Raw genomic sequence first — 25,289 nt, 5'->3', positions numbered from 1 at the left:
ATTTTTGTAAACCGATTCACGTTTTGGTGCGCGCAGAATGCGGCTGCGAATAGACCCCGTAATCGCTCTGTGATCCACTGCTTTTCTGGGGGAGGTTGCGCGAGCAACCCGCAATATTTAGAGAAATACCACGTTACACAGGTGTCTTCCTGATCGAAGGCACACTGAGGCCCGTGGTGGTTTTGGAGATGTCTGCATGTCGATTTTTACGCAATTGCGTGATCGAGGCCTGTCTGTATTGTCGTTGAGAGATGAGCACCACTTGCGCGGAGGGTCGACATTCGTCGGCCTCGTCTGTGCGATGGCACTCACGCTATCCCCACTCGCCAACGCGGCACTTCCAACGACCTCCACCCAACCAGGCGATTTCGTCACTAACCCCCTGACCGGCACCGATCAGGAAGTGCTTCAAGTCATTACCTCCGAGGACAACGGGGCTGGCGATACGCTCTATGTTATTACCAGAGATGGCAGTCTGATCCTCACACAATCAATGGTAGACGACCTGCTGGAACGTCCCGATGGCACCTACAAGGTGATCAGCGTCGAGGACAGTAACGATAATGGCTTTGTCGATACCATCAATATCCAGCTGCAAAACGATGACGATCCCCCTCCTGCCATTGTTTCTGAACCTGTGGTTGCTCCGGACAAGATAGATCTCGGTCTTCCCAGCGATGCGCAAGGCGCCGCTGGTGAGGCCGAGGTGACGCCGCCTCAGTCCACAGCTGGCGTGATTAACGAGGTTAAGCGCGGCGCCAGTGGGGACGCCGGCAACGACGGCTACGGCATAGAGGTCAGCGTTCCCTGGCTTGGAGATGCCGTTATTGGATACGGCGGCACAGCCGGTGGGGATGGCGATGCCCCCAGCAAGTTTGACCGCGAGATCCTAGCCTCTCACGGCGAGATCACCAGCACTGCTGATGGTGCTGCTGGGATTACCGTTGGCAGCCAGGGCGGTAACGGCGGCAAAGGCGGAAACGCCTACAGCAACTTCGACGCCTTGCCAGGCGGTGATGGTGGCGCCGGCGGGAACGTAAATACGACCAACAACGTCGATGTTGCTACAGGCGGCGAGGATGCTGTGGGTTATTACATCTTCAGCCGCAGTGGAAATGCGGGTGCGGGCGGCGAGGGTTATATTCTCGGCGGCGGTGGCGCTGGCGGCGAAGCACGCGACGGCGGCTTTGTCAATGCAACTAATAATGGCGACATTGGCACTGCCGGCGACGGCAGCCATGCCATTCGAGGCTTCAGCAGTGGCGGTGGTGCTGGCTCGGGCGGCGGAAGCTGGGGCATCGTGGGCTCTGCCGGCAACGGCGCTGTCGGCGGTAACGGCGGCCGTGTACTGATTGACAATAATGGTGATCTGACCACTATTGGCGAGTCGGCTAACGGCATTCTGGCGCAAAGTATTGGCGGTACCGGCGGTGATGCCGGCTCGGCGGGAGGCCTGGTGGCCTCTGGTGGCAACGCATCCGGCGGCGGTAATGGTGGCCGCGTGGATGTTGAGAACTCAGGCACGATTAACACTTCCGGCGACGACAGTCGCGGCATTCTGGCTCAGTCTATCGGTGGCGGCGGAGGCTCCGGCGGCGGCGCGGGTGGACTTGTGGGTCTTGCCGGCAGCGGCGGTGGAGGCGGCAACGGCAGCAATGTCACTGTCGATAACGATGGAAATATCACGACGCGCGGCAACTATGCCGATGCCATCTATGCGACCAGCATAGGCGGCGGTGGCGGCACCGGTGGCGGTGCGGGCGGTATCGTTGGCGATTCTGGTGGTGGCGGCGGCGCCGGCACACCCGGTACGGTCACCGTGGATAACGAGGGCAATCTTAAGACCGAGGGGAGCTATTCCCGCGGTATTTTCGCCCAGAGCATTGGCGGCGGCGGCGGTTCCGGCGGTAGCGCCGGTGGTCTTGTTGCCCTGGGCGGCTCGGGCAGTGGCGGCGGTGACGGCAATACTGTGACCATTACCAACCGCGGCAGCATCACCACAGGGCTCTTCAATCAGTCGGGTACTGGATCCGATGCAATCTTTGCCCAAAGTATTGGCGGTGGCGGCGGCAGTGGAGCGACCACTGGTGGTTTGGTTGCCAGTTCCAGTAGCGGTAAGGGCGGTGGTGCCGGTGGTACGGTAAGCGTTACCAATTCCGGCGCATTGACCACTTATTTCGATGATTCTGCAGGGATAAAAGCACAAAGCATCGGTGGTGGCGGTGGCTCAGGCGGCGGCTCTGGCGGCCTGGTGGCTCTGGGTGGCAGCGGTGGTGGTGCGGGTAACGGCAGTACCGTCACTATGATCAACAACGTCGGCGGTAAGATTGATACTTACGGAGAGAAAAGCCACGGGATGTTTGCCCAGAGCGTCGGTGGCGGTGGTGGTACCGGTGCACCCTCCGGCGGCTTGGTGGCCAGCAGTGGCTCTGGTGGTGGCGCAGGCACCGGTGGCACGGTTCGTGTGGAAAGTTATGACGACATCGCCACGCGCGGCACCTTGTCCCGCGGTGTTTTTGCCCAGTCCATTGGCGGTGGCGGAGGCAGTGGCGCCGGCGGTGGTGGTCTCGTCGCCATCGGCGGCGGCGGTTCGGGTGGCGGTAATGGTGGTGCGGTTACCGTCGATAATACGGGCAATATCTCAACAGGGACCCAAACAGGTAGCGGCACGGATGCGGACGCTATTTTTGCTCAAAGTATTGGTGGCGGCGGCGGTAGCAGTGCTGGCGCGGGTGGTCTGGTCGCTATTGCACCCTCTGGCGGTGGCGGCGGAAACGCCGGCAATGTGACTGTTACCAACACGGGTGCGTTGTCAACATGGTATGACTACTCCTACGGCCTGTTCGCGCAGAGCGTGGGCGGCGGTGGTGGCTCTGGCTCCGGTGCGGGCGGCCTGGTGGCACTCGGTGGTTCCGGAGGCGGCTCTGGCGATGGTGGTGAAGTTCGCGTGTCCAATACGGGCTCGGCAGCCACCATCACAACGCGAGGCGATTACTCAACGGCTATTCTCGCGCAAAGTATTGGCGGTGGTGGCGGTAATGGTGCTGGTTCCGGTGGTGTGGTTGGCCTGGGTGGTGCCGCCGGGGGTGCTGGTGAAGGCAAACTGGTATCAGTCACCAATAATGGAGACCTAACCACACAAGGCGACCAAGCGCAGGGCATTTTCGCCCAGAGTATTGGTGGCGGTGGCGGTAGCGGTGCCGGTAGCGGCGGCCTCGTGGCGCTGGGCGGTAATGGCGGCGGTAGTGGCGATGCTGGCGATGTGACCGTGGTGAACACAGGCAATATATCAACGGGCACCAGCAGCACCAGTGGTAAAACTGGCGCCGATGCGATCTTCGTGCAGAGCATTGGTGGCAGCGGCGGTGCGGGCGCGGGGTCGGGTGGCGTTGTGGCTCTCGGAGCCAGCGGCGGCGGCTCAGGTAACGCAGGCGCAGTTAGCATCACCAACAGTGGCAACCTGACGGCACGATACGACAATTCCAGCGGTATTTTTGCCCAGAGCATCGGTGGCGGAGGTGGCAGCGGCGCTGGTGCGGGTGGTCTCGTGAGTCTGGCGGGCGGCGGCTCCCGCGGCGGCAACGGCGACAACGTAACGGTCAACAGCACAGGCACGATCGACACCTACGGTGACGAATCGAGAGGTATTTTCGCGCAGAGCATCGGTAGCGGTGGCGGTAACGCCGGTACCGGTGGTGGTCTGATCGGCCTTGGGGGTTCCAGTGATTCCGGCGGCACCAGCGGCGACGTCGTGGTTAACAGCGGTGACAATATTGTGACACGCGGCGACTACTCACAGGGCATTGTCGCCCAGAGTATCGCAGGAGGCGGCGGTAACGCCGGCACCGGCGGCGGTCTGGTTGCTATCGGCGGTTCCTCGGATCAGGGCGGCAGTAGCGGTGCTGTGACGGTCGAGAACACGGCTAACATCACCACGGGCGGTCTAAAGTCGGATGGTATTTTCGCTCAGTCTATCGGCGGAGGCGGCGGCAACGCTGGTGATGCGGGCGGTCCAATTTCAATTGGTGGCAGTGCGAACAACGCGTCAGGCAATAATGCCGATAAAGTCACAATCGTAAGTAACGGCGCAATTAATACTTACGGTGAAGAATCTCGCGGCATTTTTGCACAGAGTGTTGGTGGCGGCGGCGGCAATGGTGGTTCAGCCTATTCAGGCTCTGCCTTCCTCAGTTTGGGAATAGGCGGTAACGGTGGTCGCGGCAGTAAAGGCGGTGAGGTCGAAGTAAAGCTCGGCCATGACCCCGAGGCGCTAACAGCAAATACAGAATCGCTCATACACACACGTGATGACAGATCAACTGGTGTCTTCGCGCAGTCTGTTGGCGGCGGCGGTGGTAACGGTGGCGCAGCCTATGCAGTTTCTGTTGGTGCAGTGGGGAGTGCATCGGTGGCTGTAGGAGGTGATGCCGCCAGTGGAGGTGTTGGTGGTGACGTTTCATTGAGTGGCGCTAGTACGGTACAAACAGAAGGCGAGCTCGCCGCGGGCATAATTTTGCAAAGCGTAGGCGGCGGCGGTGGAAATGGCGGGATGAGCGTTTCCGGCGCGCTGGCGGCAGGGCCGCCCGTAGGGTTCTCCGGCTCCGTTAGTTTGGGTGGCGCAGGGGGAGATGGTAACGATGCAGGCCGCGTTACAGTTGATGGTGCGGAACTTTATATCATAAGTTCGGGAGACCAATCTGGAGGACTACTCGCTCAAAGTGTGGGCGGCGGTGGCGGCAATGGAGGGCTGTCGGTCGCTTCATCAGTTGCATTGAGCCCAGGGGCAAGCGGTGCAGCGTCAGTATCTGTTGGAGGAGATGGATCAGGCGGTGGTGATGGGGGCGAAGTCTTTGTTGACTTTAGTGGTGCCATCTCAACCGGCGGCGATCTCGCAGACGGCGCGCTGATACAAAGCGTTGGCGGTGGCGGCGGCAATGGCGGCATGACGGCCTCCGTTGGCGCTGCAGCAGGAACAGGCAGTGGCGTCCTGGGTGTAAGCCTGGGTGGTAGCGGGGGTTCTGGTGGTCGCGCTGGCAGGGTAGAAGCTAATGTCGCGGCAAATATCGATACCGATGGTAATGACTCGGACGGACTTGTGGTTCAGGCCGTCGGTGGTGGCGGCGGTAGCGGTGGCACGGCAATCGGCGCTAGTTTCGCTGGCGGCTCCGTAGGCGCAGGCAGCATCAATGTGGGTGTCGGCGGCAACGGCCAGGCGGGCGGCAACGCCGACGAGGTAATAGCAACCTACATCGGTGATCTTATCACTCGAAGCCTGAACTCTACAGGTATTCTTGCCCAGGCCGTTGGTGGCGGTGGCGGTAACGGGGGTGGCTCGGTTGTCGCTTCTGTCAACGTCGCAGGCATCGGTGCTGGTGCGATTGACGTCGGCCTCGGCGGGAAGGGCTCTGGCGGCGGTTTGGGCGGGGCAGAAAACGTTGATAGAGGTGTGTCCCTGAGTACATCAGGTACCGTGACGACCCTGGGTGAAAACTCCTCTGGCATCGTAGCGCAAAGCGTTGGTGGCGGCGGCGGTAACGGCGGCTTTAATGTCACTGCAAACTTCTCGGGCGCTGGAACAGGCGCCGGTGGCCTCACGGTAGGACTCGGTGGCAGCGGAAGTGGTGCAGGCGATGGCCGTGACGTCGAAACCGAGATCCGCTCCTATGTGCAGACAGTCGGCGACGATTCCACGGGTGTCACCGTGCAGTCCGTTGGTGGTGGTGGTGGTAACGGAGGCATGAATGTTTCGGTTGCTGTTGCAGGCGGTGGCACTGGCGCGGGTGCATTGGCCATTGGTATAGGCGGCACCGGTGGTAGCGGTGGTGATGCCGGTGATGTCGTTAATCGCATGTACAAAAACATTTTGACAGAGGGCAGGGGTTCTGGCGGCCTTGTGGTGCAAAGCGTTGGCGGTGGCGGCGGCAACGGTGGGTTGAACGTTGCATCGACTGGCACATTTGCCGGCACGGGTGCTGGCGGCGCGTCTATCGGCGTTGGTGGCTCAGGCGGTGCTGGTGGCGCCTCTGGTTCCGTGACCTCGCTGCTTGAGGGCAATGTAGAAACTAGGGGCGACGACGCAACCGGCGTGCTCGCCCAGTCGATTTCTGGTGGCGGCGGTAACGGCGGTATTTCAGTTTCGGCGGGCTTCACGGGGACGGGTACTGGCAGTGGTGGCGTTGCTATCGGTGTAGGCGGCAGCGGCGGTAACGGCGCTGATGCCGGCGGCACTATTGATAATGCAGTGACCGGCAATGTCCGAACCTTCGGTGATAGTTCTGAGGGCGTGATCGCCCAATCAGTCGGCGGCGGCGGCGGTAATGGCGGTCTGTCCGTCGGTGGGTTCGTTGCCCTCGGCGGCACCGGGACCGGGTCTGTCGGTATCTCAGTGGGTGGTACCGGTGGCGGAGGCGGCGCAGGTGGGAACGTTTCAAACGTAGTCACCGGCGATGTAATAACCGGCCGGTTTGAGAACGACCAATACTTCGGTGAAGGTTCTACCGGCGTCCTTGCGCAGTCGGTCGGCGGAGGCGGCGGTAATGGCGGCATCTCAGTCGCGGGTGATGTATCGCTCGCGGGACAGGGCGCAGGCTCGGTTGCCGTTGGTGTTGGTGGCGCGGGTGGTACCGGCGATAACGCTGGCAAGGTTGTCCAGCGTATTGAAGGCAACACGACGACACTTGGTAACCGGGCATCGGGTGTGGTCGCCCAGTCTATCGGCGGCGGTGGTGGTAACGGCGGTTTGTCTGTCGCCGGTGCCCTGACGATCGCGAAAGCCGGTGGCGGGGTTGCCATCGGAGTGGGCGGCGCAGGTGGTCTGGGCGGCGTCGGCGGTACAGTCGATAACACCGTTATCGGTGATGTTTCGACCGGCAAATTCATTGGCCCAGATTATGCAGCCGCAGTAAAAGATGAAATCTTTGGCCACGGATCAATTGGAGTTTTGGCTCAGTCTATCGGCGGAGGCGGCGGTAACGGCGGTATTAGTGTTTCAGGCGCACTTAGCTTTGCAGAATCTGCATCCGGCAGTATTGGCGTCGGAGTAGGCGGCAGTGGCGGCGCGGGTGCCGATGCATCTCTGGTGACTAATCGGGTGCAAGGCAACGTAGTCACCAGGGGCGATGACGCCGGCGGCATTGTCGCTCAGTCAATTGGTGGCGGTGGCGGCAACGGTGCCGTCAGCGTGAGCGCTGCCATCGCCGCCAGTTCTAAACTTTCTGCTGCCATCGGCGTGGGCGGTAACGGCGCCGGTGGTGGCGACGGTTTTAAAGTCGACAGTGGTGTTGTTGGCGACGTTTCAACTCTCGGTGACAACGCCACAGCGGTACTGGCACAAAGTGTTGGCGGCGGCGGCGGCACTGGAGGTATTTCGGTTGCCGCGGGCTTGAGCCTGTTTGGTAATGGAATCGGTGCGCTGTCTGTCGGTGTTGGCGGCTCAGGCGGCACTGGCGGCGACGCGGAAACTGTCCTCAACACAGTGGAGGGCGACGTTGCAACCCTAGGTGATAACGCGGGCGGTGTTGTCGCGCAAAGTCTTGGCGGTGGCGGCGGCTCGGGTGCCATCAATGTTTCAGGAGCGGTTTCGGTATCCAGCGGGAAAAGTGGTGCGGTGGGCGTCGGTATAGGGGGCACTGGCGGCGGCGGGGGTAGCGCGAGAGCTGTCGACAACAGTGTGACTGGCGACGTGTCAACAGTAGGCGAAGGTGCTGTCGGCGTTATCGCACAAGCCGTTGGTGGAGGCGGTGGTAATGGAGGTGTAAATGTGACCCTCGACCTGAATGCGACATCTTCATCCGGCGGTGCTTTGGGTATCGGTATTGGCGGCCGCGGTGGTGCCGGCGGTTCGACGGGCGCTGTCCAAAATAGAGTGTCGGGTAACGTAACTACGAGCGGCTTGAATGCCGCAGGCGTTATCGCCCAGTCGATTGGTGGCGGCGGCGGCAGTGGTGCTGTGAACGTTGCTGGTACCGTGGGCTTGACTCAAAACAATGGAGGAACTGTGGGTGTTGGTGTTGGTGGTAGCGGCGGTTCGGCCAGTAATGGTCAAGCGGTCACCAACACAGTAACTGGAGATGTAATTACTCGCGGAGACGGCGCTGGGGGCGTCTTGGCGCAATCAGTCGGTGGCGGTGGTGGCAATGGTGGTACCAACGTCAATCTGGGTCTGAACGTAGCCAGTAAGACAGGTGGCGTATTAGGGATAGGTGTCGGAGGCAGTGGTAACGGTGGCGGAGACGGCGGAAAGGTCGTCAACCGTCAAGAGGGGGCTGTCTCTACGCAAGGTAAAGGTTCAGCGGCGGTAGTTGCTCAGTCGATTGGCGGCGGGGGCGGTAACGGTGGCGTTAACGTCACAGGAACGGTCGCAATTGGAAGTGAACAAGGCGGCAGTGTCGGCGTTGGCGTTGGTGGTGTCGGTAGCGGCGGTGGCAGCGGCGGTGAAGTTGACAATACCGTTAACGGCAATATCTGGACTCGGATGAGCAACTCAATTGCTGTTCTCGCACAGAGCGTTGGCGGTGGTGGTGGCAATGGCGGCGGCAACGGTACCGGTTCATTAAATGTCACAATGAAGGAGAGTGCAACGGCGACGGGCTCGCTTGCGGTTGGTGTAGGCGGCATGGGTGGCGGTGCTGGAGATGGTGGTAACGTCACCAATCGTTATGAAGGCCTGATAGTAACCGAATCGGACGATTCGGCGGGTATTTTGGCTCAAACGATTGGTGGAGGTGGCGGTAACGGAGGCCTGAACGTAAACGGTGCAGTCAATATCAATACCGGCGGAAAAGGCGCTGCTGTAGGTGTTGGTGTAGGTGGCTTTGGTGGCGAGGGAGGCGATGCTGGCAGCGTCACGAGTTTGGTAAACATGATGTCGCCGGAATCCTTTATAGAAACTGGCGGAGACCGCTCTTCAGGTGTGGTTGCACAGTCAGTCGCCGGTGGTGGTGGTAACGGCGGCCTCAATGTATCTGGCCAGGTAAACTTCACTGAAACCTCCGGCGCCAGCGTGGGTGTTGGAGTGGGAGGCTTTGGTGCTTCGGGTGGTAACTCAGGCCAAGTCACCCTGAAATCGAAGGGTTATGTCTCAACGCAAGGCAATGATTCCTCTGCCATCTTGGCCCAGAGCTTAGGTGGCGGCGGAGGTAACGGCGCGATTAACCTTGGGGGCTCACTCAATGTTGTAAAGGATGACGGCGCGTCCGTTAGTGTCGGCGTCGGTGGCTTTGCGGGCAGTGCCGGTAACTCCGGCGACGTGTTAGTTGAAGCGACGGGGGATTCGCAAACGGTTGGTTCCAACTCGCATGCCGTGGTCGTTCAGTCTGTTGGTGGCGGCGGTGGCCAAGGCGGAGTGAATGTTCAAGGCAACGTCTCGGTCAATAATTTTGGTGATAGCACCAACCAGAAAGCGTTTGCTTTGGGTGTAGGCGGCTTCGGCGGAAACGCGGGTAACGCTGGCGCAGTGGATGTTACTTATCGGGGCTCCATCTTCACGGCTGAAAGCTTTCACCTGAATCCCATCAATCCAACTCCCGGCGACCTAGGCGGCAGTGGACTCATCGCGCAAAGCATTGGCGGCGGCGGTGGCCTCGGTGGTGTCAACGTCGGTGGTAATCTCGCTCTTGGCTCTACTGACTCCACGGATTCTTTGGGCGCTATACTTGGTGTCGGTGGTTTTGGCGGAGATGGTGGCGATGCGAAGTCTGTAACTGTCGACCTCATCGGTAAATACCTGTACGCCGGTGGCATCTCTCAATCAGGGGTCTTGGCACAAAGCATTGGTGGTGGTGGCGGCAACGGAGCGGTTAACGTGTCTGGGTCGGTGACCCCTGACGCCTCTTTGTTGATTGGAGTCGGAGGCTCTGCGGGCGACGCGGGGCGAGCGGGCAGTGTTGACGTTACTAGCACGGCAAATATTGATGTGCGCAATAGTGACACCAAAGAAGCAAATATCGCCGCCGGAATCCTCGCTCAGAGTATAGGCGGAGGCGGCGGTAATGGTGGCGTTAATGTGTCAGCCGGTTTTGTTGCCGCCAAAGAATCTGGATCTCTTTTTCCCTCTATAAATATTGGCGTGGGCGGTGCAGGAGGCTCCGGGGCCAGTTCGGATAGTGTCACTGTCGATCATGAGGGGAGCATCATTACTCAAGGTTCATCCACCTACGGTGTCTTAGCCCAAAGTGTCGGCGGGGGTGGCGGCACCGGCGCAACCAACATAGGAGTGCAAGCAGAATTAGCGGATGACGATGCGCAGGGTGGAGTCACCGATATCTCAATCATAGCGGGCGTTGGTGGCACTGGCGGTGATGCGGCAAATGCACAGTCGGTTCGAGTGAGTCAGGTCGGATCAATAGCAACGCAAGGCGCCGGCTCTGGCGGAATTCTCGCCCAAAGCATTGGCGGTGGCGGTGGCGTAGGTGGTCTGAATTTTACAGGCTTGGCCACCGAGAAAAGCTCGCCCGTCAGCATCGGCGTAGGGGGTAGCGGCGGCGGCGGTGGTGCAGCCGGCGCTGTAGAAATTGTTCGTGGTAGCGAGGTCGTCGACGCAGGAAAAGTCCAGACTGATGGCGATGGTGCAAGTGGCATTGTCGCATCCAGCATTGGCGGAGGTGGCGGTGATTCGGGCGCCAACCTCAACATAGGTTACACCAACGTTGGCAGCGATGCGCAGGATGAAGAGGCGTTTGCAGTCAATATCGCAGTTGGGGGCAGCGGCGGCACGTCAAGCTCGGGTAACTCCGCTGCCGTTCGCAACGTAAGTGATGTGATAACAAGAGGAGATGACTCTCACGGCCTACTGGCACAATCCATTGGGGATGGGGGCGGAAATGCGCATCTGAACATCGCGCTTACTTACGCCGGTCGCAGTGCCGATGGCGATGATAACGTCAATCAAAACCGTGCTCTTAGTATCGGTGTTGGAGGAAAGACTGGGGATGGAGGCGACGGCGGCAGAGCCAGTGTCACCAACATCGGTAACGTCTCCACATCAGGACGCGACTCTTATGGAGTCGCAGCGCAGTCAATTGGTGGTGGCGGTGGTAATACGGGCTTGGATATCGCCTATGCAAAAGCGGATGCCGGCAAAATTGGAGTCACCGTAGGTAGAACAGGTGGCTCAGGCGGTATCGGTGGAGAAGCGAGCGTTGCGTCGGTGGGTACGGTGCAGACCTTCGGCGCCGGATCGCACGGACTGCTTGCGCAATCAATCGGCAATGGGGGCGGCAATAGCAGTTCGACAACAGTGTCCTTTGAGCGACCCGTTGGTGTTGGTAAAGAGACCACAGCTCAAACCAATACTCTGGCCATTGGTGTCTCTGGCGGAGTCGGTGGTACTGGTGGCCTCGCGTTTGCGTCAGCTGACGGTGCGATAACCACCCAAGGCGATGCCGCACATGGCATTCTGGTACAGAGTATTGGGGGCGGCGGTGGTAATGGTGGCGCGGCCAACTCTGCTGGTCCTACAGCCGGGTTTGGATTGGCGCTCGGTGCTTCAGGTGGGTCTGGTGGCAGTGGCGGCCTGGTAGCTGTTGAGAGCAATGCTGCCATAGTGACTGAGGGTCGTCGAAGTGCGGGCATTCTGGCCCAGTCTATTGGTGGTGGCGGAGGTACCGGTGGAGGCGCGTCATCAGGGGGCTTGAAGTCTGGTAACTCTGGATTGGAAATCGCATTAGGCGGACGAGGGGGAGAGGGCTCTATAGGGGGCGAGACAAGTGTTATCAACACGGCAAGCATCGTTACCAAAGGAGATGATTCATATGGCGTCCTGGCTCAGAGTATTGGCGGAGGTGGCGGCAATGCAGGTTATGCAATCAACGCTGTGTTGACGGCGTCCACTGAAAGCCCTTCGCGTGGAGCAATTGCTGTGGGTGGTGTTGGTGGCACCGGCGCCACAGGCGGAGCAGCGTCAATAACAAATGTTGGGAGTGTCGAGACCTATGGTCGTGACGCTGTTGGGCTTTTCGCTCAGTCGCTGGGTGGTAAAGGTGGTAATGCTTCGACCACATATATAGGGACCGCAACAGGTGTTTCTGGACGCAATCTATCGGTTGCCATTGGTGGTAACGGCGGCTCAGGCGGTAAAGGTGGAGAAGTTTTAATTGAGAATAAGGCCGGTACTGATCCCGTAAATGGTCTTGATCGGGCCGCTTCAATCGACCAATTAAACTCGCCCACAGGCACTGTTATCACGAAAGGAGATGGGGCCCATGGCATTGCGGCCATGAGTATCGGCGGTGGCGGTGGCACGGGCTCTTCGTCAATCGTGATTAACCGCTCAGATCTGAAAAAAGCCGAGACGCTTCAGTCTTTATCGTTAGCCTTGGGCGGGTCTGGCGGAACTGCGGGCGTCGGTGGCACGGTTACCGTCAATAATGAGACCGCTATCACGACCAGTGGTAACAGAGCACACGGCATTTTGGCCCAAAGTATCGGTGGCGGGGGCGGCAATGGCGGGATGAGCGTCATTGGCGATGTCAGATTTTCACTGGATATAGAAAAACCGGATCCCTCATTGGTTGTTTCGTTAGGTGGGTCTGGAACAGAGGGCGGCGCCGGCGGGCAGGTTAACGTAGATAACAGCGGTGTTATAGGTGTATCGGGATCTCAATCCGCTGGTATCTATGCGCAAAGTGTCGGTGGCGGAGGTGGCGATGGAGCGATGGCTTTGGCCCTTTCTCGCGACCTGTTGTTGATGCCCATTAATTCTGCAATTGCAGCGAGTTTGGTGACGAAGGTTTCTCTCGGTGGTAGCGGCGGCGACGGAGCTGATGGTGGCTTTGTCTCCGTCAGAAACACTGGACGGATTGAGCTCTCAGGCCAGTCAAACTACGGAATCTTTGCTCAATCTGTCGGCGGTGGCGGCGGTAATACGGGTTTCAGTTTGGGGGGGCCGTTATCCACCGCAACGCTTGCTGTGGTCGATCAGATCCTGGGTTTGCGTGATGGAGGACAGGGTCTCGGGTCGGCGGTTGATGTTTTTCAGAGCGGCGATATCGTATCAACAGGCTCTGGTAATACAGGAGTGCTCGTTCAAACAATCAGTGGCGGTGGCGGTGCCATAAACTCTTTTGCGGATTTAAGTCAGAAAGCCACTAACATCGGAGCAGATGCCGTTGATGTTCCAGACAATGAGGGTTTTCTTGATCAGGCATTAGCCATTGTTTCAGGTGTCGTGCAACTCGGAGCAAACCTGATCAGTGAGGACGATTCTGCCTCGGCGGGCGATGATCAAGGCGCTCCTATGTCACCGGCTCCGGGGGCTGATGTCGTCGCTGACTATCAAGGCGATATCGTGGTCATCACAGACCCCAACCCAGCCCTGCCGGATACATCGAACTATGGCATGAATACGGGTCTAGCGATCCAAAGCGTCGGTGGCGGTGGTGGCCTGTCCAGCAACCACATTCTGCTCTCAGGCGATGGATCGCCATCTGTCGATTTCGAGGTGATTGCTGGTGCTGTTGGTATTTCTGACGCGACGGGTGGCAGCATCGATGTGGATCACGATGGTGACTTGGTTGTCGATGGCGGGTACAGCGATGGCGCTGTAATCCAATCGGTTGGTGGTGGCGGAGGTTCCCATACCCTCGTTGTTGAGCCGAAATCTCCAGTGGAAGATTCGAATACCGAGGTTGTGAATGGGTCACCTGAGCCGGACACACAAGTTACGGGCACTAATGTAACAGGGGTTGTAGCTGTCAAGTTGGGAGGCGACGCCGTAGTAGAAAGTACCGGCGGTACGATTACCGTTGATCGGTCTGGCGTTACCGCGACCTCTGGCAACGCAACACCTGGATTAGTCGTTCAATCCATCGGTGCGGGCGGCGGGTCAGTGAAACTGGCTGGAGCTACTGACTATGACATTGAACTTGGTGCAGAAGGCGATTCCCAAGGTGATGGCGGCGATGTTTCGCTCGTCAATAAAGGGTCAATCATCACCGATGGGAGCTCATCCCATGGTGTTGTTCTGCAAAGCATCGGCGGTGGCGGTGGTCTCGCCATTACCGATGGCGAGGGCAGCGGCATCAACGTATCTCTAGCAACAGGTAATAACGGTGATGGCAGGCAAGTTACATTTAGTCAGTCTGGGGACATCACCACGTTAGGCGATAATGCTTACGGTCTTATCGCCCAGTCTTTGGGTGGCGGCGGCGGTGTTGTCAATGATGTGTTCATGGGCACCGCCGGAGGCAGCGGCATTGCATCCGACGTAACTATCAATGTAACAGGTGATACTTTTGCCGGCGGTACTAGTGGCGTAGGTTTGTTTGGCCAAAGTGCATCCAGTGGAACTTCTGGCGATGTTGTTTTCGATATTGAGGGTAATTTAGAAGCCGGTGGAGAACGCAGTACCGGTATCAAAGCTGAAACCCGAAGCACTGTAAAGAGTGGCAAGATCGAGCTTTCGTTGGACGGTAATGTGACTGCTAGCGGTAACGTGTCTATCGGCCTAGACATGACCTCGCTTTCTTCGTCGACAAAGTCGTTAGAGGGAATCGGCACTGTTTCAGACGACATTGCGACTCAGGTATATGGAATCGCAGCCTCGGGGCTCGGCGCGATAGGCATACAAGCAACAACAGAAGCTGACGCTGCCGGAGGCGTGATTGTTGACGTCCGCGACGCGATAATCGCTAGTGGATCAGGAGCTGTAGGTGCGCTGTTGGCCAGTCGCGGTACCGACTCATCAGGTAGTGTGACATTAACTACCGGATCGAGTGCTGTGGCGTCTGGGGAAGGTTCTGCTGGCGTAGTGGTAAGCACCAGTGCTCAAGAACGCTCTGGTTCGGTGGGTGTAGCGATTGGCCGATCGGTTGAGGCAAAAGGTTCTGCTGCAACGGGCGTTGCCCTGACAAATTCATCCGCTTCCAATTCAGGTCGCTCCACAGTGTCGGTATCGGACAGTGCAACCGCCAGTGGCCGTGATGCCTTCGGTGTAGAGGTTAATGTTGTCGCCGGAGGAACTGCGGGGGAATTGGCAGTTTCAGTAAACCGCAACGTGGTTGCGTCGGGCCGCGATAGTACGGGTCTCGCCATGCGCTCAGCTGTTGGAAGTGGTGGCAATCACTCCATAACTGTTGGACAAGTCGTCTTCGCCGGAGCCGCCGGTGCAGTCGGCGTCGATAGCAGCGGGAATCATAGGTTTACAAGCCTTGATGTTGGCTCAGATATAATTGCGATAGGCGAAGATTCCGTTGGCGCCAGCTTATCAACACCATCTGGTAGTGCGGCCACTCGCATTGGTGGCTCCCTGGCTGCAGATGGTGATCGGACCACCGGTGTATCCAATAGGACTCGCAATGGGGATGTAAGCCTATCGGTTGACGAAGATGTGTTCGCTGTTGGAGATGATGCGGTTGCTGCCGATCTCGTTACTTCTGGCGGGGATATCCGTACTTTCGTGGGTGGAAGCGTCACCTCGGCTGGCGAGGGAGCTGAAGGTATTCGCGCCAGCGCCGATGGTGCGGGTCGCATTGGACGAATTGAAACTATCATCGTTGGAAACCTAGCGTCCGACGGCTCGGGCGCAAGCGGCGTCGAAATCTCAAGTAGCGGGACCAATACGGATGAGATTGACGTTGTTATAGACGGGGATATCCTCGTAGCTAACAGCGGCACTGGGGTTCAGGTGGGGGCCTCAGCATCGAATGCGACCGCAGATCTATCAGTCACCGTTGGAGGTGCTGTGGTTGCAACTGGCACCGGTTCACGACTACTCTCGATAACCAATAGCGGGGGCAGTCGCTCCGGTGCTACAAGCATTGATATAGATGGGCCTCTTACGCTAGCGGGGGATGATTCCAGTGGTCTACTCGTGCGCTCATTAGAGAGTGACAAGGCAGGAGACATTGATTTAGCGCTTGCAGGTGCGGTGACGATTCAAGGGGCGGGCAGTGTTGCCGTTAATCTCGCATCCGAAGGTGTCGATAGCGGTGACCTTTCGTTCCGTCTCGGCGATACAGACGGAGCATCCCTCATTTCTGCGGGTGACAATAACTCTGGTGTAGAGCTCAAAACCCTTGCCTCTGATAGGGCAGGTGACGTCGAGCTCCAGTCAAGTGGAAGCATTTATGTCGTGGGAGGTAACTCGACAGGCGTTTCTATGAAGTCTGAAGGTCGCAATCAAGCTGGCAATGTCCTAATTGATTTGATCGGCGCTCTTTTGGCTCAGGGTGACGGTGCGAGCGGTGCGGTAATGGAGAGCGTGAGCACTGGTGAATCTGGCACCGTACGCTTGTCATCCACCGGTGATCTCATTGCAGCCGGTTCTGGCGCGCTGGGAGTTCGAATGCTCTCACAGTCAGAGCCCGACTCTGCAGGTGTTCCATTGAATGCCGGCGAAGTCACCCTCAGTCTCATGGGTATGCTGGCCGCCGAAGGCAGTGACGTAGTGGCTGCATCGCTGGAAAGCGTTGCTGGTGGGACAGCGGGTGGTGTGAGCCTCGATGCCGAGAACGACCTTGTTGTCACTGGTGATCGCAGCACGGGCGCCCAATTGAACTCGGAGGGTGGCGTCACCGGTGGTGATGTGGCCGTACGGATTGCAGGCAACAGCTACAACGGTGGCACTGGCAGCAATGGTCTGACACTCACCTCCGTTGGCGGTGATGGGGCCGGTGCAGTGAACTCAGACGTTGCCGGTAGCGCAATGGTTGAGGGCGACAGCGCCACCGGCGCTGTGCTCGAGAGTCGTGGCGGTGCCTTCGGCGCAGATGTGAGCGAGAACATCGCAGGCGACCTGATGGTACTGGGTGACAATGCAGTCGGTGCACAGCTTTCATCCACGGGCGATCAGGGCAGCGGCGCAGTCACTGTCAACGTGGGTGGCGACATCCTTGTGGACGGTGAAGGCGCCATGGGCGTTTCTGGCCTTAGCCGTGCGGGTAGTGATGCACCGCAACTGCGGACTGCGAGCGCCTCGGCGGTTACCTCGGGCTCAGCCACCTTCTCGGTGTCGGGCGACGTGATTGCGCAGGGTGATACTGCGGTAGGTTTGGCTCTGGACACTGAATCCGCAGGTCAATCCGGTGTTATCAGCGCCTCAGTCGACGGCGATTTGTTCGCCATTGGCGATGGTGCGACAGCCGCGGCTATACGCAGTGCTGCTGTTCAGTCATCGGGTGCGGTATCGCTGGATGCTGGTCGTGGTATCGGCATCAACGGTGACAATGGCAAGGGCGTTACTCTGGCAAGCATCGCAACCCGGGGTGACGCGGGCGATGCCAGCCTCTCTGTGGCGAACGATGTGATTGCCCTTGGCGCTCGTGCGCTCGCCATCGAAGCGACGTCGCTAGCGGTTGAGGGAAGCGCGGGTGATGTTGTCATCGATGTCGCTGGCAACGTGCGTGCAGAAGGTGACGGCAGCCGCGCGATCGTCGCGACCAGCCGCGGAGCCGGCGGTGCCGGCAGCGTCAGCATGAACTTCGGCGGCGACGTTGAATCCCTCGGAGCTGATACGGTCATTGTTACCGCACGCACTGCAGCTGCACCAGGTGGTGATATCACCATTGAGACAGTAGCAGGTAGCAATCTGTTCGCTGGTGAGCGCGGTACGGTATTCATGATCGATAGCGCCAGCCAGAGCAACAGTTCGCTCGCACTGCGTGGCCAGACCATGACAGCTGACGTGCTCAGCGGAACACCGGTGGTCGCCACTGCGGGTAACGACACTGTCACCAGTGAGTCACTTTATGTGGGTCAGTTCGACCTGGGTGGCGGCACCAACCGGTTTACCAACAACGGAGATTTCGTTGCGGGTCCTCAGCAGGTCGCAGGTGGTGCGGATAGCACACTGGTGAACAATGGCCGCCTTTACAGTGGTGACATGAACCTGGCGCAGACCATTGCGCTCGACGGTAGTTTCACGCAAACCGACAGCGGCGTAACTTACGCAGAAATGGACTTTGCCAGCGGCGAGATCGATCAGGTGCTAGCCACGGGTAAAGCCTCCGTAGATGGTGAGGTAGTGATGTCCATGATGTCGCCTGAGCTGATCGGCGCTGGCAGCTTTAAGCGTACGCTGTTCGCTGGTGAGCAGGGGTTGAGCAACGAAGGTCTGGAACTGGTTATGCAGGATACGGTAACCGTGGACTGGAACCTCGCGTACACCGCAACCGAGGCACAACTGGACTATACGGTTGATTTTGCGCCGGACTGGATGGGTACCAACCTGCGAGCTGTGGGCCTATACCTGAACGACGTCCAGAATGCGGGCAGTACTGAAAGCCTACACGACATGATCGTGGACATGGTTTACCAGACTGACGCCGATGTGTTTGTTCGTCAGCTGTCGGTTATGTCTCCCGAGTTCTACGGTGAGCAACAGGTACAGTCTCTGGCTGCGGCCCAATCGTTCTCGCAGCGTCTCCTGAGCTGTAAGCAGGCGGGTGGCCAGTATCGCTTCACCGCGGAAGGCAGCTGTGCGTGGGTGCATGCGGCGTTCGAAACGCTGGAGCGCGACGAGCACCGCGATGCCCTGGGCGCTGAGTTCGACTCGGATGTCTTTGCCCTGGGTGCCCAGTGGGCCTTTGGTGAGCACTGGTTTGCCGGTGTGGGTGGCTCTTATGAGAACATCACGGGCGAAGGCCATGGTGGTGCGTTCAACTCGGATGGCAAGTCGATCTATGCCGGTGCCGCGCTGAAATACCAGCCCGGAGCCTGGAAGCTATCCAGCGTATTGAGCTACGGCACCAACGACACTGACACCAGTCGCAACAGCTTTGTGATGGACTCATACGTGGCTGAAGCCAGTCGCGACTCCGATGTCATCGGCCTCGAATTCGCGGGCTCCTATGACTTCGAATACAGCTGGGGCTATCTGAGACCCGTCCTGGCACTGGGTGCTTATCGCCAGGATACGGACGACCTGGTTGAGGAAGGTGCTGGCGCGTTTGGCCTGACGGTTGAGGGCGATACACAGACCTACACCTGGGTGCGCCCCTCGGTTGAAGCGGGTTATGAGCACGTGTTCGCCAATGCCAGTCTGGCGCGTCTGTATGGCCGCCTGGGTTATCAGCAATACCTCGGTGAGGATACGGTTGAAGTGAACGCCGGATTGGTTGGCGTTGATCTTCCCGTGAATCCCATCGCCGGCGAGGTGGATCTGGGGCAGGGCGCTATTCAGGGCCTGTTGGGAGTGGACTACTTCCTCAACGAAGATATGGTGCTGCAGTTCCAGTACCACTTCGAGGAAGCAGATCGACTCAAGTTCCAGGGTGGCCAGCTGAAGTTCAGCTACCGTTTCTAAGTAGCGAATGACTTATAAAAAACCCGGCATCGGCCGGGTTTTTTTATGCGTGGTAAGACTGAAACTACGTCAGGTCCGGTGGCGCCAGGGTGGGGTTGCGGCCCTGCAGAATATCCTCAATGCGGGTTCTGGCGCTCTCCATCCAGCCATCGTTAGAGAGAATATAGAAGCGGTTATCCTTCACTGCCTCGAGCACACGTTCAGCCATCTCCCTTGGCGGTAAGCCGCTGCTTACGCCACTGGCGATGCTGTCATGCACCATGGTGCGGGCGTCGCTTTCAACAATGTCGCCCTCACCGCTGTACTGCGCCGGCCGGTTGCGGTCGCAGTTGGCGATGCCTGTTTTTATCAGTTCCGGGCACAGCACTGACACGCCCACTTGCGGTGCTGTCAGCGCGAGCTCGTGATACAGCGATTCCGAGAACGCCAGTACTGCGTGCTTGGTCATGTGATAGACCCCGGCAAATGGCATGGTGGTGAGTGCTGCCATCGAAGCGGTATTCACAACATGGCAGGGTTCACCCTGATCAATCATTCTGGGCACAAATGCCCGGACGCCATGAATCACACCCCAGAGATTGACGTCCAGCGACCACTGGTAATCGGCCAGGCTTTCTTCCCACAGTAGTCCGCCGGTAAAAATGCCCGCGTTGTTACAGACGATGTGTGCGCCGCCAAATGTGTCGAAAGCGGCATCGGCCAGTGCACTGACTTGTTCTGGTTTTGCTACGTCCGTCACAACGCCGCATACGGAGTAACCGCTGGATTCCAGTTCCGATACGGCCGCCGTCAGCGCTGCGGGTTCAATATCCGCGAGTACAACGTTCATGCCTTCCTCGCAAAAGCGCAGTGCGAGTGCATGACCAATGCCACTGGCCGCACCCGTCACCACGGCGGTTTTCCCTTGAAACGTTTCCATGATCAGGTTCCTGTCCAACTGTTTGAGTTTATCGGGCCCGCTGCCGGTGTAATGTGTACCGGAATGCCTGTGAGGTGAGCCATGCCTGACAGCGGCTCCACGCTAGCGGGGCCATCGGATGCCAGGATATTAACGTTGGCGCCGCTGAGTGCCCCGGCGACTCCAAGGCCACGTGCGTTTTGATGCCCCCATCCGTGAGGTACTGAAACTGTGCCGGGCAGCAGCTCCTTCAGTGCTTTAACCGGCAGCCGAATGGTTGCTGTCTCTGAACGAATGTCTGCCGCGTCGCCTTCACCGAGGCCCAGGCGTTCAGCGTCATCAGGGTGCATGAATACAAAATTGGTGCGATTGTGCTCACCATTGGTCAGCTCATCGATGTTTTGCGTCCAGGAATTGTGCGTGCTGTGGGTGCGCTTGGATATCATGCGGAAGCTCCCGTCCGCATCCTGTGCTTTGAGTGCCTCATGGCGCTGCTCCAATGATGCGGCAGCCTTCAAAAAATCGGCGGGTGCGAGATGCACCATGCCGTCGTCGGTGATTGGGCGTTTACCCAAGAAGCTGCCGGGTGACACCTGCTCCCTGGCTTTGCCTTCGGTATGTTGGAGCAAGGCTTTGAAGCTGCCATTGCCCGACCGTTTCAATATTTGGTCCAGGATGAAACGTTGCGGTAAGCCGGGCATCGACAGTGGGTGGCGCAAGCGGTTTAACCCCTTCATTAGTCGCAGCGCCCACTGCGCGGCTTTGGAGCCGAACAGTCCTACGCCGCAAGCGGTGGCCAGATCGGTGTAAATGGAGGCTTCATCACGTTGTTCCCCCTCTGGCTCAACCAGCGCCTCGGTCGCTGCGAGATACGGAATAGACTGCATGCCCAGAAAGAGCGGAAACACGAAAGGCAGGTCCGGCCGCTGCAAAGGGCTGGTTGCCGGCAGCACATAGTCAGCCAGACTGGCGGTTTCGTTCAGGTAGATATCGGTAACAACCAGCAGCTCGAGTCTTTCCATTGCCGCCTTTAGGCGTTCTGCATTGGCCATGGTCATCAATGGATTACCGCCAGTGACGAACATGCCCTTTATCTGTCCCTCACCCGGCGTGAGGATTTCATCGGCGAGAATGCCACCCGGAAAGCCGCCATTGAGCTCACGGAAGTTGCCGATTCGCGAGCGGGCTTTGCGCATGAACATGTTGTTCTTTTTGGCAAAGCCAGCGAAATCGAAAATGCCCTCTCCAACGAGTGTACCGCCCCTGCCGTCGAGATTGCCGGTTACCGCGGTAACACATTCGGCCAGCCACTGGGCGAGGGTGCCGTCGCGCCCCATGCCCAGCCCGGTGCCAGTCACAATGGCAGCACCTTTTGCAGCGACGAAGCTTGAAACCAGATCCCGCAGTGCATCGGCAGAAATGCCGGTGACCTCTGCTGTGTGCTCCGGGGTCCACGGTTCTACCATCGCCTTGAGTTCGTCGAGCCCAGTCATGAACTGCCGGACGGCAGCCTCATCACAGGCGCCGCGAGCGAAGATGTCCTGCAGGAACGAGAGGAAGAAAAACACATCGGAGTTGGGCTTGATGAATTGGTGTTCACCCGCGACCTTGGCGGTTTCATTGAATCGCGGGTCTACGACGATCACGCGGCCGCCGCGTGCTTTGACTTCTTTCAGGCGCTTCACAGGGTGCGCAACCTGCAGGAAGGTCCATTTGGATACCACAGGGTTTGTGCCAACGATCAACATGCACTCAACATTGTCGAGATCGACAAAAGGCTGAAAGAAGGGGAAGCCGTACATTTCTTTCGCTGCGGCGAACCGGTTGGCGCAATCCTGGGTCGAGGATGAAAAGATGTTGTGCGATCCCAGACCCTGCATAAACCCTTCGGCGAAAATCGGATGCAGGATGCTGAAGCCAGCAGCCGTGCCCACGTACATGCCGACAGACTGATCACTCTCTGCACGCAGTGCCTTCACCTTGGCGCCTATCTCGCTCAACGCCTGATCCCATGAGATCCGCTGGAATTCGTCGCCAACGCGCTTCAGTGGATACTTAAGACGATCGTCCGAATCGTACATGCTGTGTTGGTGCAGTCCCTTCATACAGGAGAAGCCAAGGGTGCCCGTGTGGGCCTTGTTCGGCGCCAACGAGACGACTCGATTGTCTTTGACCTCGGCTACAAGGCCACAGCTGGCTTCGCAGATTCTGCAAAAGGTATGGTGCGTTTCGGCTTGGCTCATGGCGACTACCGCTGTTGTTATGGTTGTCAGATACGTTAGCAAAAAGCCGTGCATTGTGTAGCGGGTGGGCGCTGATCTGGTCTAGGGGCTTGAACCCACTCTGATCCGCTCATGCTGGAGCGCGATCTTCGCGCCGCGCGTGCGGTGCTACTATCAAGATCAACGATTTTCTGGAGTGTCTAAATGAACCTGGCACAGTATGAGCGGTATCCGCTGACATTCGGCCCAACTGCGATCGAGCCCTTAACAAGACTGTCTGATCACCTGGGCGGCGACGTGCACCTGTTTGCCAAACGAGAGGACTGCAACAGCGGCTTGGCGTTTGGCGGCAACAAACTGCGTAAGCTGGAGTACATCGTACCGGATGCTCTTGCTCAGGGTGCGGATACGCTGGTGACCATAGGGGGTGTACAGAGCAACCACACGCGGCAAGTGGCTGCCGTTGCAGCCAAGCTGGGGATGAAGTGCCACTTAGTGCAGGAGAGCTGGGTGCCATTTCCTGATGCAGTGTATGACCGCGTAGGTAACATCCTGATGAGCCGACTGATGGGCGCGGAAATCGAGATGGTCGACGTGGGCTTTGATATCGGTATCAGGGAAAGTTGGGAGGCCGCGCTGACCAGTGTTCGTGATCGTGGTGGCAAGCCCTATGCGATTCCCGCGGGTGCGTCAGTGCATCCCTTGGGTGGTCTTGGCTTTGTTGGTTTTGCCGAGGAGGTGAGGGCGCAGGAGGCCACGCTGGGTTTCCAGTTCGACTTCGTCGTGGTGTGCACGGTAACCGGTTCTACCCATGCGGGCATGCTGGTCGGCTTTGCCGACGATGGTCGCGCCGATCGCGTCATTGGCATCGATGCCTCGGGCACTCTAGAGCAAACCCGTCGGCAGGTGTTGCAGATCGCCTCTGATACTGCAGAGAAAGTGGAGCTCGGTCGCGGCATCACAGAGGGGGACCTTACACTGTTACCCGATTATGCCTACCCGGCATACGGTGTGCCCTCAGAAGAGACCAATGATGCGATCAGGTTGTGTGCGCAACTGGAGGGCATGATGACTGACCCCGTGTATGAGGGGAAATCAATGCAGGGTCTCATTGACCTGATTCGAAAGGGGTTTTTCCCGAAGGGCTCGCGAGTGTTGTACGCGCATCTTGGGGGCGTGCCTGCCATCAACGCCTACAGCTACCTATACAGAAACGGTTAACGGCTCAGAGCCCTGCTACTTTTGGTCCTGCTCTCAGCCGTTCTCACGGTCTCTTAACCACCGGCGCGTGTGGCGACTTCCGCCTGGGCAAAAGCGGTGACCGATTTGTAATCGGCTTTACCATTCGGCGCCCGGAAGGGTGGGCCGCCGAAGAAGACATGCTTGGGCGACTTGTAATGTGCGAGCCGCCCTTTAACAAAGTCCACCAATGTCTGCTCGTCCACGCTGGCATTGTTATTTGGCTTTACAACCGCAGTCACAGCCTGGCCCCATTTTTCGTCGGCTACGCCTACCACTAGTGCGTCGTCCACCGCTGGGTGCAGCTTGAGCGTCTCTTCGACTTCTTCCGGGTAAATTTTCTCGCCCGCGGAGTTAATACATACCGAGCCACGTCCCAATAGCGTGAGGGTACCGTCGGTGCCCACCAGGCAATAATCCCCAGGTATGGAGTAGCGATGGCCGTTAATGGTCTTGAAGGTTTTTGCGGTTTTCTCGGCGTCGCCGTAGTAGCCCAGTGGGATGGGTCCACCGAATGCAATGAATCCCGGAGTGTCGCCGCCGCGAGGAATCTCATTGTCGTTTTCATCGAACACTTTGCAGTAGTCGTTGGTGGTAAAGCTGGCGGTTTCAACCGGCATATCCTTGGCGCTGATGGAGGCGCCAAAACCGACGGCCTCGGAAGAACCGAAGCTGTCTACCAGCAGGGCGGCGGGCAACTCTTCAAGAAGGGCTTCTTTTACCTCCTGCGACCACATTACGCCCGACGAGATCATGCCGCCGAGACTGGCAAGGTTCCAGCGTCCGGGGTTTTCCTGCAGTGCGCCAAGCAGCGGTTTAGCGAAGGCATCGCCCACGATAGACACTGAGTTCACGCCGTGGTCTTGCACGGCTTGCCACAGTTCCGGAGCATCCAGTGAAGCGCTGGGTAGCGTGACAACGGTACCGCCACTGAAGAAAGTGCCCATCGCAGTAAACAGTCCTGTACCGTGCATCAGCGGGCAGGCGGGAATCATGGTGTCGCCCGGTCCATCGCTGGCAATCTTCTGGCGCAGTTCATCCAGCGTTTCAGGCACCGGGCCGATGGCGCGCAATGCCAGTGACTGTGCTTCGCGCAAATTGTCGTGGTCCCACATGACGCCCTTGGGCATACCGGTGGTGCCGCCGGTATACAGCAGCAGGAGATCATCCGGCGAGCGCTGTACATTCAGTGCGCCGGCAACGCCAGAGGTTGCCAGTGTTTCATAGCTAAGGCTGCCTTCGACGGGTGTCTCACCAGTAATCTCAACCCACTGCGTGACCTTGGGTAGGCGGGGTTTCAATTGTTGGATGTTGTCGCGAAACTCACTGCCATAGACCACCACGGTAGCGTCGGAGTTATCGAAGATGTAATGCACTTCGTCAGCAGTGTATCGATAGTTGACGTTGACGTGGGTCAGTCTCGCGCGGAAACAGGCGGCGAGAAGCTCCATGTACTCCGGTCGATTGCGCATATAGAAACCGACCTTGTCGCCGGTCGCGGCGCCGCCCTGAAGCAAGTTCCTGGCGAGGCGATTGGAGCGTTCATCCACGTCTTGCCAGGTCAGTACCCTGTCACCATGGATCAGTGCAGGATGGTTTCCCGGCACCACCTCGGTAAGCGTGTCCATTATGTCGCCAAAGTTCCAGCTCATGCGAGTGCTCCGTCTTCTTCTTTTTGGCAACCATACGC

Annotated in this window: 5 protein-coding genes; 2 read left to right on the top strand and 3 right to left on the bottom strand. The window is 58.5% G+C overall.

Features of this window, described 5'->3' with window-relative positions; all coding sequences use genetic code 11:
• Positions 1 to 196: 196 nt before the first annotated feature.
• On the top strand, positions 197 to 19,240 hold the full coding sequence (locus IE089_RS07085) for an autotransporter outer membrane beta-barrel domain-containing protein (protein WP_189476667.1): 19,044 nt from the start codon (positions 197 to 199) through the stop codon (positions 19,238 to 19,240).
• Between the two features lie 64 nt (positions 19,241 to 19,304).
• Here the strand turns inward: IE089_RS07085 and IE089_RS07080 are convergent, their stop codons facing one another.
• Positions 19,305 to 20,159, bottom strand: coding sequence for an SDR family NAD(P)-dependent oxidoreductase (locus IE089_RS07080; protein WP_189476665.1), 855 nt, complete (start codon positions 20,157 to 20,159; stop codon positions 19,305 to 19,307).
• A 2-nt stretch (positions 20,160 to 20,161) separates the two neighbouring features.
• Positions 20,162 to 22,381: a molybdopterin-containing oxidoreductase family protein gene (locus IE089_RS07075; RefSeq protein ID WP_189476663.1), complete on the bottom strand. Its 2,220-nt coding sequence runs from the start codon at positions 22,379 to 22,381 to the stop codon at positions 20,162 to 20,164.
• A 183-nt stretch (positions 22,382 to 22,564) separates the two neighbouring features.
• On the opposite strand from IE089_RS07075, the gene IE089_RS07070 reads away from it, so the two are divergent.
• Positions 22,565 to 23,581, top strand: coding sequence for a 1-aminocyclopropane-1-carboxylate deaminase (locus IE089_RS07070; protein ID WP_189476661.1), 1,017 nt, complete (start codon positions 22,565 to 22,567; stop codon positions 23,579 to 23,581).
• 53 nt (positions 23,582 to 23,634) lie between these two features.
• Here the strand turns inward: IE089_RS07070 and IE089_RS07065 are convergent, their stop codons facing one another.
• Positions 23,635 to 25,251, bottom strand: a complete 1,617-nt coding sequence (locus tag IE089_RS07065; protein ID WP_189476659.1) for an acyl-CoA synthetase — start codon at positions 25,249 to 25,251, stop codon at positions 23,635 to 23,637.
• Between the last annotated feature and the right edge of the window lie 38 nt (positions 25,252 to 25,289).

This window comes from Parahalioglobus pacificus, from assembly GCF_014652275.1.
GTDB classification, from domain to species: Bacteria; Pseudomonadota; Gammaproteobacteria; order Pseudomonadales; family Halieaceae; genus Parahalioglobus; species Parahalioglobus pacificus.
The sequence above is the reverse complement of the archived record's forward strand: the minus strand, read 5'-3'. Positions and strand labels throughout refer to the sequence as shown.

Excerpts from the sequence above, each read along its gene's own strand:
- IE089_RS07085 (WP_189476667.1), top strand. The coding sequence starts at position 197 with ATGTCGATTTTTACGCAATTGCGTGATCGAGGCCTGTCTGTATTGTCG.
- IE089_RS07080 (WP_189476665.1), bottom strand. The coding sequence starts at position 20,159 with ATGGAAACGTTTCAAGGGAAAACCGCCGTGGTGACGGGTGCGGCCAGT.
- IE089_RS07075 (WP_189476663.1), bottom strand. The coding sequence starts at position 22,381 with ATGAGCCAAGCCGAAACGCACCATACCTTTTGCAGAATCTGCGAAGCC.
- IE089_RS07070 (WP_189476661.1), top strand. The coding sequence starts at position 22,565 with ATGAACCTGGCACAGTATGAGCGGTATCCGCTGACATTCGGCCCAACT.
- IE089_RS07065 (WP_189476659.1), bottom strand. The coding sequence starts at position 25,251 with ATGAGCTGGAACTTTGGCGACATAATGGACACGCTTACCGAGGTGGTG.